General features: G+C 36.9%; 9 protein-coding genes. 2 read left to right on the plus strand and 7 right to left on the minus strand.

Features of this window, described 5'->3' with window-relative positions:
* Positions 1-35: 35 nt before the first annotated feature.
* Positions 36-3,374 (plus strand): DEAD/DEAH box helicase, encoded by a 3,339-nt coding sequence (locus tag C1638_RS06275; RefSeq protein ID WP_109619297.1) that lies wholly within the window; start codon positions 36-38, stop codon positions 3,372-3,374.
* A gap of 94 nt (positions 3,375-3,468) precedes the next feature.
* Here C1638_RS06275 and C1638_RS06280 read toward each other — a convergent pair whose 3' ends face one another.
* The 6 genes from C1638_RS06280 to C1638_RS06305 form a co-directional block, all read right to left on the minus strand.
* On the minus strand, positions 3,469-4,773 hold the full coding sequence (locus C1638_RS06280; RefSeq protein WP_109619299.1) for a T9SS type A sorting domain-containing protein: 1,305 nt from the start codon (positions 4,771-4,773) through the stop codon (positions 3,469-3,471).
* A 199-nt stretch (positions 4,774-4,972) separates the two neighbouring features.
* On the minus strand, positions 4,973-5,857 hold the full coding sequence (locus tag C1638_RS06285; protein WP_109619302.1) for a leucine-rich repeat domain-containing protein: 885 nt from the start codon (positions 5,855-5,857) through the stop codon (positions 4,973-4,975).
* A 46-nt stretch (positions 5,858-5,903) separates the two neighbouring features.
* The gene (locus tag C1638_RS06290) at positions 5,904-7,079 is read right to left on the minus strand and encodes an acetyl-CoA C-acyltransferase (protein ID WP_109619303.1); all 1,176 of its coding nucleotides are present in this window, start codon (positions 7,077-7,079) and stop codon (positions 5,904-5,906) included.
* 151 nt (positions 7,080-7,230) lie between these two features.
* The gene (locus tag C1638_RS06295) at positions 7,231-7,731 is read right to left on the minus strand and encodes an endonuclease V (protein WP_109619305.1); all 501 of its coding nucleotides are present in this window, start codon (positions 7,729-7,731) and stop codon (positions 7,231-7,233) included.
* Positions 7,732-7,771: 40 nt separating this feature from the next.
* A complete protein-coding gene (locus C1638_RS06300) occupies positions 7,772-8,251 on the minus strand; it encodes a GNAT family N-acetyltransferase (RefSeq protein ID WP_228428060.1) in 480 nt (159 codons plus the stop codon).
* Positions 8,252-8,334: 83 nt separating this feature from the next.
* Positions 8,335-9,378: a M28 family metallopeptidase gene (locus tag C1638_RS06305; RefSeq protein ID WP_109619307.1), complete on the minus strand. Its 1,044-nt coding sequence runs from the start codon at positions 9,376-9,378 to the stop codon at positions 8,335-8,337.
* Positions 9,379-9,561: 183 nt separating this feature from the next.
* On the opposite strand from C1638_RS06305, the gene C1638_RS06310 reads away from it, so the two are divergent.
* A complete protein-coding gene (locus C1638_RS06310) occupies positions 9,562-10,701 on the plus strand; it encodes an aminotransferase class I/II-fold pyridoxal phosphate-dependent enzyme (RefSeq protein WP_109619309.1) in 1,140 nt (379 codons plus the stop codon).
* A 90-nt stretch (positions 10,702-10,791) separates the two neighbouring features.
* On the opposite strand, the gene C1638_RS06315 is transcribed toward C1638_RS06310, so the two are convergent.
* Complete coding sequence (locus C1638_RS06315; protein ID WP_109619310.1) at positions 10,792-13,521, minus strand: sodium-translocating pyrophosphatase; 2,730 nt, start codon at positions 13,519-13,521, stop codon at positions 10,792-10,794.
* Between the last annotated feature and the right edge of the window lie 23 nt (positions 13,522-13,544).

The raw sequence follows: 13,544 nt of genomic DNA on the forward strand, positions 1-13,544 counted from the left end.
ATTTGTTTTTTGTAAGTTTGCCTCTATCAATTTTTATGGCAGAATATATCCTTGAAAACACCAATCTCACTACACTTTCCGTATATGATCTTTTGAAACATACCACAGAAAGCGCATTTGTTGGCATCAGGGATTTTCGTGAGATCTATCCTGTTACCATAGAAAACAACATCGGAACATTTACAAAAAACACCTCTCTTCAGGACTTTCCTGTAGTCACTATAAGCAGGATAGGTAACTCTCTACTCTGCTCCTGTACCTGTGACAATCTCAAAGATCAGCTTTGTTCTCATCAGGCAGAAATTATCCATTGTATTCTGGAGGAAAAAAACTATCGAATCTTCTTTGATGACACTCTTCGAAGAAAAATACTGATTCCCAAAGCAAAAGGATATGGCTTGGAAAATGAACCGGATCTTGACCTCTATTTTCAACCGGAATATATTGATGGGAAGCTTGAAATACAGCCTAAAATTAAGGAGATGCTTCCCATAGATGAGATCCTTTTAAAAAAAGAGCTTCTTCCTCAGCAATCATCCAAATTAGATGAACTGGCACATTTTGAAACCGGTAAAAAACAGATATTAGTGATAGGAAAACACCGTTACTATAATCATCTGGTCTTTTCATTAATGGAAGCTGAAATGACCCAGACAGGAAAAATTAAAAATCCGGTAACCTCAGTGGATGCTATGCAGCTGATATGGAAAGCAGAAAAGCCTTTAGAAATAAAATTTTATACAGCCATTGCGTCTTTCCATAACAATTACAACGAGGAATATAATCCTGCAGAATTGGAAGCTTTAAAGCTGATTGTACAAAACCCTTTGGCATTAGAAGCCTATTATCATGATCGAGATATTACAGAAACAGTTTCCTCAAAGTCTCTTGTTTCCATTAAACTTAATACTTTAGATGCAGAGGCACAACTATCTGTATTTAAGAAAGATCCATTTTATGAAATTATAGGAGAATTGCAATTTAATGATATTTCTGTACCTTTTAAAAATGTTATACTTAGAAATGAGTATTTTGTTTATAACAATAACACATTCAGCCTTGTAGACCATCCGGACATCCTTAGAATCATTAAATTCTTCAAGGCAAATAATGAAATTTTACTGGTACATTCTTCCAAATATGAAGCTTTCATGCAGAACATTTTATCTAACATAGAAGAACGTATCCATATTAATTACAGCTATATACAACCCGCAACGAAAGTACAACTTAAAGATAAAAATTATCAGATTGAAAGGGTCGTTTATCTTCGTCAACAGGAAAATTATATTGGAATAACGCCAGTAATGAAGTATGGTGAGGTTGAAGTTCCTGTATATTCCAGAAAGCAAATTTTTGATACTGACCAAAACGGAAACGTATTTAAAATAGAAAGAAATGATGCTGCAGAAGCACGCTTTACTTCTTTAATCATGCAGCAGCATCCTGATTTTGAAGAACAGATGGATGGGTATGATTATTTCTATCTTCACAGAGATAAGTTCCTGGATGACAATTGGTTTCTCGAAGCTTTTGAAACATTACGCAATGAGGGAATTATTATACTTGGCTTCAACGAATTAAAAAACAATAAGTTAAGTTCACATCGCGCAAAAATAAACATACAGATTACCAGCGGATTAGACTGGTTCAATGCTAAGCTAAAGGTTGGATTTGGGCCAAAAGAAGCTACCTTAAAACAACTTCACAGGACCATTCGTAATAAAAGTAAATTTGTTCAGCTGGATGATGGAACTTTGGGCATTCTTCCTGAGGAATGGATAGACAAAATAGCGGCTTATTTTCAGGCAGGAGAAATTGATGAAGAGTTATTAAAAATTCCAAAGATCAACTTTACAGAGATATCTTCGCTTTTTGAAAAAGAGATACTAAGTGCAGAGACAAGGGATGAGATTACATCCTATTCGTCCCAATTTTCAGCGCTTAAAGACATTCCAAGAATTGATATTCCTGAAGGATTAAATGCAGAATTAAGAGATTATCAGCATGATGGTTTAAATTGGCTTAATTTCCTTGATGGATTTAATTTCGGAGGATGCCTTGCCGATGATATGGGACTGGGAAAAACTCTTCAGATCATTGCATTCATCTTATCTCAAAGAGAAAAACGAGGTCACACAACCAATCTTGTTGTTGTCCCTACTTCACTGCTTTTCAACTGGCAGGATGAGATCATCAAGTTTGCTCCCTCTATTAAATTTTTGGTACATTATGGTGCCGACAGACAGAAATCCACAGTGCATTTTTCTGATTATGAAGTCATTCTCACGAGTTACGGAATGTTGCTTTCAGATATTCGTTTCTTGAAGACTTTTACCTTTAACTATACTTTCCTTGATGAATCTCAAACGATTAAAAACCCTAATTCAGAAAGGTACAAAGCTGCACGTTTACTCCAATCCAGAAATAGAATTGTACTAACGGGAACACCTGTTGAAAACAGTACTTTTGACCTCTATAGCCAGCTTTCATTTGCCTGCCCTGGATTATTGGGAAGCAAACAATACTTTAAGGATATTTATGCAATCCCCATTGATAAGTTTGAATACAGTAAGCGTGCGATAGAGCTTCAGCAGAAAATTAAACCATTTATTCTCCGAAGAACAAAAAAACAAGTTGCCAAAGAACTTCCGGAAAAAACAGAAACAGTTATCTACTGTGAAATGAATACTGAACAACGTAGGATTTATGATGCCTACGAAAAGGAACTTCGTGAATTCATAGCTGCCAATGACGACGATGATCTTAATAAAAACAGTATGCACGTGCTTACAGGTCTTACAAGGCTTAGGCAGATCTGCAATTCTCCTATCCTGATTAAAGAGGGGTATTCTGGCGAGCATGCCGTTAAAATTGAGATTCTGATGGAACAGATCCTTGGAAAGTCAAAAGATCACAAAATTCTTGTATTCTCTCAATTTGTAGGGATGCTAGACCTGCTGAAACCCGAATTGGAACGCCATGGAATTCCTTTTGAATATCTCACCGGTCAAACCAAGGACAGAGGTAAAAAAGTATCTAATTTTCAGGAAAATGAAGATATCCGTGTGTTTTTAATAAGTCTAAAAGCCGGTGGTGTTGGACTTAATCTTACCCAAGCTGATTATATCTACCTAATTGACCCTTGGTGGAATCCTGCTACAGAAAATCAGGCGATTGACCGTAGTTACCGTATAGGCCAGACCAAGAATGTAATCGCCGTTCGAATGATATGCTCAAATACGGTGGAAGAAAAGATTCTTACGTTACAGAAAAAGAAAACAATACTAGCTCAGAATCTACTCAAAACAGATGGAAAAAAACTTCAGGGCCTATCAAAACAGGATCTTCTCGAGATTCTAGAATCTAAATAATCTGATTCCATTATTCAAACAAAAACCGACAGATAGAATCTGCCGGTTAAAAAACAAAAATTGATATGGATATGATTAGATATGATATGTGTGTTTATTTTTTGATCACCTTTTCAGTGATTATATTTTTACTCTTTGTAAGGATTTTGATAAGATAAGTTCCCGGAACGAAATTGCTCATATTGACAACTTCAGAGTTCCCTTCCGAAAGTTTTTGTCCTGAAATATTATAGACTTCATACTTTTCCAGTCCCTCTTTCATTTTGATCGTTACAGACCCTGTAGTAGGGTTTGGATATACTTGTATACTCTTTGATGCATCCTTAGAAACCTCTGTAGTTGAAAGGTTTTCTGGCTGTACATTAATGGTATAATCCTCTGCCTGACCAATAAACCAACCTGACGGACATGGTAAATTCTCCAACGTTCCCATCCATGAGCTGGACTCATAAGCTTTTACAATTCTGAAACGAGTTGCTCCCAATAATGCATTGGCAGGGATGGTAATCGTTTCAGAAGTTACCCCAGATTCATGACCTGAAACAGGGTTTGAATTATCCAAGAACCCCAAATTAAACTTCTCATCAGCATCAAACTGATTATTATGATTAAAATCGATATAGGCGTAAGCAGAAACTGTTGCCTGACCATGAGTTCCTCCAGTTACTGTTATGGGGTAACCACTTCCGCGATTAACATTGAAAACAGTTCCTGTAAAGTCTTCCATTACTGATGAATTTCCATCAATAGGACTTTCATTAGTTAGCCCAACAAACTCCACCTTGCTTATTTCGCTTACCGTAAGAGTTGTTATATTTTCAGAACCACAGTATGGCGCCGGGAAGCCCGGGCTGCCTCCTGAAATATTCACGGTGTAATCTTCAGTCTGCCCTGCTCTTAATCCCTGATCACAAGCAGAATTGATTGAATTCTGTGCATTAGGATCTGAATAAGCCGATATATTTGTATTCTTAAGAATCCTCATTCTCTTGCTACCGCCGGACACATTAGATGGAATTGTGATCGAGCTATCGATCGTAAAAGCATTTGCCGGATTGGCAGCAGCCAGCCTGCCTATAAAAAAGCTCTCCCCTGCATCATCGAAGTTGCCGTTCTGATTAAAATCAATATATACCACTACATCACTTGGAAACGTGCTTGATGGCCCTTTTACAGATATAGGATATGAATTTCCTGCTACCAGATCCGTTGAAATTGAAGTAAAATCCTCATATTCCGGAGCTGTTGTCGAGCTTGTTGTAGATGCATTGTTAATGCTTCCAAAGGTTACATTACTTATCATGTTGCTGCTGGCACCATATTGAAATGCAGGAGCACAATATTGAGCATCCATTAGTCCGCATAAAATGACAGCAGAAAGAGTAGTTAATTTTCTCATGAAGTTCTTAATTTGATTGAGGCAAATTTATATTTATTTAGAATCAATAAAAATAAGAACGTAATGACATTTATCAGTTTATTAATATTTAGCGTATATTGATTTTCAAATAATCAATAAAACCCAAACTAATTATATAATTATCAATCAGTTTGGGTCATCAGTTTTTAGATTTCTTTTAAAACAATATCCAGCGGAATTATTGAGATAGAATAATTTCCAGATATTTTTGCTTATACTTTTCATATTTTTCAGTATACGCTTTCAATTTTTCGGATGCTTCAGGATGGTTGAGCTTTATTCTTCCCTCTCCTTTCCCTAGTAAACTTACGTATCCCTGATCCACATAATCTTTATTGATATATAAAGGCCACGAAGTTCTATCTTCAAATCCCTTTTTAACATGAGGCTTAGCACTATCTAAAAATGCATATTCTGCTGTATCCAACATCTGCATAGGTATTCTTATTCCTAACATATTTTTCAGCTTTAAAACAGAAAGAAAAGCCGGAAAGGGAGTTTTATTAACAATATTCATAAGGCTGAGAATTTCAAGTTCAGGAAGTTCCTCCAAAAAAGAGAAATTTTCTACAGGCTGCTTCCAGTCCAGAGTACCATCAATATGAAGATATTTCAGCGTCTTGATTCTACGAAGTCCATCAAAGCTGCAAACTTTCCTAAGATTTTCCAGATGAAGCGATTTCAGTTTAAGAAGATTCTGCAATGGAGAGAGATCTGAAAACCCGGATACATACTCAAGGGCAACTTCTTCTACATTGACAAGAGTATTCACAAACTCAATATTATTAGTACGGAAATTTTTAATTATTAATCTTTTAAGACTCGTTAATTCATCCATTGCTTGAACTTGTTCTTTGCTGGGTTGATCCAGATTTATTTCTTCAAGATTTGGACATTCAAAAATCAATTTCCAGTTTTGATGATGTTTACTGAGTGTTAAAACCTTAACCGTTTTGTTATCAAAAGTCTCTTTATTTACAGAATAAGATGGTGTATGATGGGTTGAAATCATTTCCCAATAATCATCCATTTTCCCAAGTAATCCTACAACATCCTGTTCCATATCAATAACAATCTTTAATTTTTTTACCGTACTAAAATTATGCTTTTTAATTCATATTTTCAATAAGAATGGCTGAAGCGCCACCACCTCCATTACAGATGGCCGCAATACCATATCGTCCTTTTTCCTGACGCAAAACGTTTACTAAAGTCACTATAATCCTTGCTCCTGAAGCCCCGATTGGATGTCCAAGTGCCACTGCTCCCCCATAGACATTTACCCGATCCAAATCATATCCCAGAATTTGCTGATTGGATAAAATTACAGAAGAATATGCTTCATTAATCTCAAAATAGTCGATATTCGACAAACTGAGCCCTGACTGTTTCAATACTTTTTGAATGGCTATGGACGGAGTAGTCGTAAACCATTCCGGAGATTGGGCAGCGTCAGCATAGGCAACAATTCTCGCTAACGGCTTAAAATCATGCTCCTTTATCGCTTCTGAGGATGCCAGCAATATTGCAGCCGCTCCATCATTCAGATTACTTGAATTAGCCGCTGTTAGTGTACCGTCATTTTCAAAGGCGGGCTTTAAGAGTGATATTTTTTCAGGAATGAGTTTATCAATGTCTTCATCTCTATCTATAAGTGTTGTCCCTTTTTTCCCTTCAATCGATATATTAATCAACTCATTATTGAATTTATTACCGGATGCAGCCTCTTGTGCTTTTTTATAGGAAAGCAAGGCATAATCATCCAATTGCTGCCTTGTCAGTCCATATTTTTTTACACCAAGTTCTGCTGCACTTCCCATATGAAAATCATTGTATACATCCCACAAACCATCTTTGATAAGCCCGTCTACAAGGATTCCGTTCCCTAATTTCAGACCTTTGCGCAGGTAATTGTAATGAGGAACATTGCTCATGCTTTCCATCCCACCTGTCATCACAATATTCTCCAAGCCAAGCTGAATTTGTTGAGACCCTATCATCGCAGCCTTCATTCCTGAAGCACAAACCTTATTGATTGTGGTAGCATCCTTATCTACCGGAATTTTAGAAAAAATAGCCGCCTGTCTCGCGGGTGACTGCCCCACACCTGCTCCCAAAACGTTCCCCATATACACGCTATCTATATATTCGGGAGAATCTAATGTACCCTCGTAAGTATTCTGTATTGCTATAGCCCCTAATTGAGGAGCTGTAAACCCTGACAAACTTCCCATAAAACCCCCGATAGGAGTTCGCTTTGCTGCAATGATAAATGCTTCTTTCATATTTTTACTGATTTAAATATACCAATCGGTATTATTTGGATTAAAAAAAATCTCCTTGATTGGAGTATAGTACAAATATAGCTAAAATATACCAATCGGTATATTGCTGATTGAAAAATATCCTACCTCTTTATGGTAAGATATGCGATTTTTAGTCTCTGCTTAATTGATCTAATTTTTTCAATAAGGTTGGGATTCTATAAGGGCCATGCATTTGTTCCACGCTATGCTTAACTTCATCTACATCAATGCCTTTGGCTGTAATAAATAATGGAGTTTTACTTTCTCCCCGAAAAACATTTCTCCTTTGGAAATCCGGAGTGGTAAATTCATTTTTAGCTATTCCTACAACTGCAAATTTTTCCTTTAGTGCCTCATAGAGATGTCCTCCGAGACCAATTTTACCATCATTATCAAGAGTAACATAGCCATCAACAATGATAATGTCATCATCTTGTAATACGATCTTATCTAACAAACTTAGGATGCATGGCAATTCTCTTTTATAAAAAGCACCGCTTTCATATCCGGAATTGATGTCTGTTTGTTCAGTAAAGGTTTCTATTTCTCTTTCAGAGGTCCAGTTATCAAATGCAATACACACAGTATTTGCATAGTCCTCGTAATAGTAGGTGTCAAATGCGTAAATCATTTTATCAGTTTCCCAAGCACAGGGAATTCAAAATTGTTTATTAATGCTTAAAAAGCTTGTTAATTGGGCTTACTGACTTGTGTTCCCCCCAATCTTTAAAGGTCATTTCAAATTTAACCTCTCCTTTTCCGTGGCTTCCGATCTCTGTCCATCCAGATTTTCTGTAGAAAGTTTCAGCTTTTGTTCCGGGTGAAGTGCCAAGCCATATAGTGTCTTTTTTCTGCTCAAAATACCAATCAATCATAATATTATGAAGCTTTCTTCCTATTCCTTTGTTTTCAAAATCAGGGTGCAGGAATAATGCCCAGACGTTATTTTCTTTCAGATCTACTATCGAAAAGCCTACAATCCGCTGATCTGCTTCACACACCCAGCCTTTTCCCCTTTCAAACAGAAACTCTTCACAGTCCCTATCTGTAACCAAACCAGGATCGGATAATGTATTTTCTTTTACTGAGTTTCTTACCACCTGAATCTGAGGAATATCTTCTAATTTGGCTTCGCGAATGGTTATATTCATTATTTTTTTGCTGGGACATACAAAGACAAAAAGTTCTTCTTGCAAACTTTATGTCTTTGTTCTCCCAACTTATTTTAAAGTTCTTATTGTTTTCTGTCTACCACAATTCTATCTGTTCTGTTAGCAATATCCCAGGCTGTGGTAAAAATAAGCTGGGTTCTTTTTTCTAACAGTTTATAATCAATCTTTTCAGGATCATCCGTTGGCTTGTGATAATCTTCATGAATTCCGTCAAAGAAAAATGCTACTGGAACATTGTTTTTTGCAAAATTATAATGATCTGAACGATAGTATAATTGTTCCGGATCATTAAGATCATCGTATTTGTAGTTTAATTCCAGGTTATTGGTTCTCTTGTTGGCTGCCTCATTAATGACTTTAAGCTGAGAACTTAGCATGTCGGAACCAATTACATAGACATATTGCTTCCCTCTGTTGGCAGGATCATCACGTCCGATCATATCAATATTAAGATCTACAACAGTGTTTGCTAAAGGGAAAACAGGATTATCTGTATAATATTCTGAACCAAATAAGCCATGCTCTTCTCCTGTAACATGCAGGAATAGAACTGATCTTTTAGGGCCCTTACCTGCTTTTTTAGCTTGCTGAAAAGCCTTTGCCATCTCCATTACGGCAACAGTTCCACTTCCATCATCATCAGCTCCATTATATACTATTCCGTTTTTTGTTCCAACATGGTCATAATGTGCGGAAACCACAACAATTTCCTCCGGTTTTTCGCTACCCTCTATGAAAGCCAGAATATTTTCAGAATCCGGAAGATTCCCACCGCCTCTTTTCTTCATAAAGTCTGACGGAACTTTCTGATAATAAGATCCTAATGCCTTAGGATGAGAAACTCCTAAACTTTTATAATAGTTAACAATATACTCTCCCGCCTTTTTTTGTCCTTTACTTCCCGTATCTCTGCCCTCCATTTCATCAGAGGCAATAACGTATAGGTTTTTCTTCAGATCATCGGCCTTAATCATATTATAAGCATCTGTAAATGCCTTGTTATGTTTTGTAGAAACAGGGTGTGATGATGCTCCATCAGAAACCTGTGCCGTTCCACAACTCGTTAATACAGCTATGGAAAATAGCGGAATAAGTATTTTTTTCATAAAGAATAAATTTCTTAAAAATAACAATTTTTATTGAATCCAAAGGAAAAGTTACACATTGCTACTCACTAAATTTTATTTTTAAACATATCGAAACAAAACTAAGCAATAAACACACATGTGTTTAATAATTAACACAAAACAATATCTATTTTTCATTATATTTGACAAAATACAATATGAATGAAAAAAATTAATGGATTTACTCATTATTCCTTTTTCACGGAAATGTCTGAGCTGGCTTCAAAACATGGGAGCTTTGATCTTTCTTTGGGCCTTCCGGATTTTGATATTGATGAACGATTGAAATCATTTTTAAAAGAATCCGCAGACCTCGATACTCACAACTATGAACCGCTTGCCGGAAGCCCTTTATTGATCAAAAATATTGTCTCATTTAATGCAAAACGGGAAAATAAAATCCAACTTACAACCCATGAGATCACGATTGTCCCATGTGCAACCTTTGCTTTATATACTGCACTTCAATCTATTTTAAATCAGAATGATGAAGTTATTATTATTCAACCGTCTTACTATACCTATGGACCTTCAGTAGTAATGAATGAGGGCATCCCTGTCTATTATGATCTTGAAGAAGATTTTACGATAAACTGGGAACTTTTTAAAAACTGTATTTCGGGAAAAACCAAGGCCATCATCGTCAATTCTCCACAAAATCCAACGGGAAAAATATGGAAGCAGGAGGACTGGAATCAACTGTATGAGCTAATCAAGGATCAGGAGATCTATTTAATTTCAGAAGAAATTTATGATACTTATTGCTATGATGAAGCTGAACATTATAGTTCATTTATTCATCCTGAACTGAGAAAAAGGACTTTTTGTGTTTTTTCCTTTGGCAAAATGTTCCATACATCAGGATGGAAAGTCAGTTATATGCTTGCTTCTGAAGAATTGACCGCTTTGTTCAGAAGTCACCAACAATATATTTCATACAGTGCAAATGCTCCTGCGCAATATGCTTTGGCAAAGTATCTGGAAGTATTTGATCCTGCCATAAATAAAAGAATAATGCAGAAAAAAAGAGATATTTTTTATGAACTGCTCAAAGAAACCCCTTTAGAAATTGAGCAAAAAGCCGAGGGAAGTGTTTTTCAGGTGGTCAATTTTAGGAATATCTCCAAAACAATGACTGATGTAGAGTTTTCAAAATGGCTGACCATTGATAAAAAGGTAGCCTGCCTCCCTCTTTCTGCCTTTTATAATTCAAGGCAAAATTCAGATTATATCCGATTTAGCTTTGCAAAAAAAGATGAAGTAATTATACAGGCATTGGAGCATCTCAGAAAAAATCTTTAGTACCAAGAGGAACAAAAGAAATGTATGAAACAATTTCCACAGATAAAAAAAGCACCGCAAATGCGGTGCTTTTTTATATTTCTATTGATTTTAAAGAGCAAGAACTCTTACATCAATTCTCCTGTTTTTTGCTTTACACTCGTCTGTGTCATTGGCTTCACAAATCGGATGCTGTGAGCCATATCCCTCTGCTTCTACTCTATCTGCAGACACTCCCAGTTCCAAGAGCTTAAGTTTTGCAGTCTGCGCTCTTAGGTTTGAAAGCTGCAGATTGCTTTCCTCATTACCACTGTTATCGGTATATCCACCCAGTTTTATTTTCAGATCAGGATAGGCATTCAGAAGCTCAGCAAGGTTATTCAATTGTAATTCATAACCTGCTTTCAGATCACTGGATCCTGTTTCAAAATAAAGATTTTCAATGGTATACCATTTATTAGGATCCAAAGCTGTTTTATCTTTCTGGTTAACAACATTATACAATTGATAAAGTTGGCTTGCTTCTCCTATTGCAATTGTTTTTCCTCCTTTTAGTTTTACCTTTTGAATATTTCCGGTTTCATATACAAAGTCTCCATTTTCATTAAGACTTCCTTTCACTTCACTAGAAATAGCAGGACTTGTTGTAATACCTGTATGGATACCTGAATTGCTTGAAATTCCGGTTAAACTTTCAATTTTAGCTTTTCTGTTAGCTTCAATTTTATCTTTATGTACAACAGCCAACGTAGGTGCAATAACCAATGAAACAATTGACATTAGCTTAATCAGAATATTCATTGATGGTCCTGAAGTATCTTTAAATGGATCTCCAACTGTATCTCCTGTTACTGATGCTTTATGAGGCTCTGAACCTTTATAATAGGTTTGTCCATTAATGTCTACCCCTTTTTCAAATGATTTTTTAGCGTTATCCCAGGCTCCACCGGCATTATTCTGAAACATTCCCATTAGAACACCACACACGGTAGCTCCTGCCAAAAAACCTCCCAATACTTCAGGTCCAAAGATAAACCCGATTAATAAAGGTGAAATGATTGCAATAGCTCCGGGCAACATCATTTTTCTGATGGATGCATCTGTAGAAATGGCCACACATTTTTCATATTCAGGTTGTGCCTTACCTTCTAAAATCCCCGGAATTTCACGGAACTGTCGTCTTACTTCCTCTACCATTGCCATAGCGGCTTGTCCAACTGCTGTAATCGCTAAGGATGAGAAGATGAAAGGAATCATTCCTCCTACAAATAATCCTGCCAAAACATCTGCTCTGTAAATATCAATCCCATCGATCCCTGCAATCCCAACGAATGCTGCAAACAAAGCCAAGGCCGTTAATGCAGCTGAAGCAATAGCAAATCCTTTTCCCGTAGCTGCTGTTGTATTTCCTACTGCATCCAGAATATCTGTTCTTTCACGAACCTCCTTTGGAAGCTCACTCATTTCAGCTATTCCTCCGGCATTATCTGCAATGGGGCCAAAAGCATCAATAGCCAACTGCATGGCTGTAGTAGCCATCATTCCGGCTGCTGCAATAGCTACCCCATACAATCCGGCACATAAATAGGAACCATAAATTCCCCCTGCTAGTACAATAATCGGAAGGAATGTGGATTCCATTCCAACAGAAAGTCCACCGATAATATTGGTTGCATGCCCTGTTGAAGACTGTCTCACAATGCTCGAAACTGGTCTTTTTCCCATGGCTGTATAATATTCTGTAATGATACTCATAAGTGTTCCTACCACTAAACCTACCATTATTGCTCCAAAAACGCCCATTTTGGTAAATTCATGTCCTCTAAGAACCATTTTTTCCGGAAGAAGATACGTTACCAGAAAATAAGACGATATAGCGGTAATAACAATACTTCCCCAGTTTCCAAGATTTAATGCATTCTGGACGCTGGACGTGGATAAGCCCTCATTATCATTTATTTTCACAAATAAAGTCCCTATCATTGAGAAAATAATCCCTGTACCTGCAATTAACATTGGCAATAGGATTGGTGCAAAACCACCAAATGAATCAACTGAAATAGTTTCTCTTCCTAAAACCATTGTTGCCAGAACTGTTGCTACATAGGACCCAAAAAGGTCAGCGCCCATCCCTGCAACATCGCCTACATTATCTCCTACATTATCTGCAATTGTAGCCGGATTTCTAGGATCATCCTCAGGAATTCCTGCCTCTACCTTTCCTACCAGGTCTGCACCTACGTCTGCCGCCTTTGTATAAATACCTCCGCCTACTCTGGCAAAAAGAGCAATAGATTCTGCCCCCAAAGAAAATCCAGTAAGAATTTCAATTGTGGTTTCCATTTCATGAGAATCTACTGTAGCACCCGGCGCAAAAATCTGCTTAATGATTAAGAATAAAGCTCCTAATCCCAACACAGCCAGTCCGGCAACTCCCATCCCCATTACGGAACCTCCTGTAAAAGATACTTTAAGGGCCTTTGCGAGTGAAGTTTTTGCAGCTTCTGCAGTTCTTACATTGGCTTTTGTAGCAATCTTCATCCCAATAAAGCCTGCCAATGCAGAAAATATAGCACCCACCACAAAGGCAAGTCCTATACTCCAGTGGGAGTTCGCATTACTGGAACCCATCACAGCCAAAAGAATGGCTACTACCACCACAAAGTAGGTTAAAATCTTATATTCAGCCTTTAAAAAAGCCATTGCACCATCAGCGATATGACCACTGATAATTTTCATTTTTTCATTTCCGGCATTCTGTTTATTGACCCAGTTGCTTTGAAAAAATGTATAAAGCAAAGCTATCACACCAAAAACCGGAATTAAATAGAACAAATCCATAGTTTATTATTTTTATATTAAAA

Source organism: Chryseobacterium oncorhynchi (assembly GCF_002899895.1).
Classification (GTDB): domain Bacteria; phylum Bacteroidota; class Bacteroidia; order Flavobacteriales; family Weeksellaceae; genus Chryseobacterium; species Chryseobacterium oncorhynchi.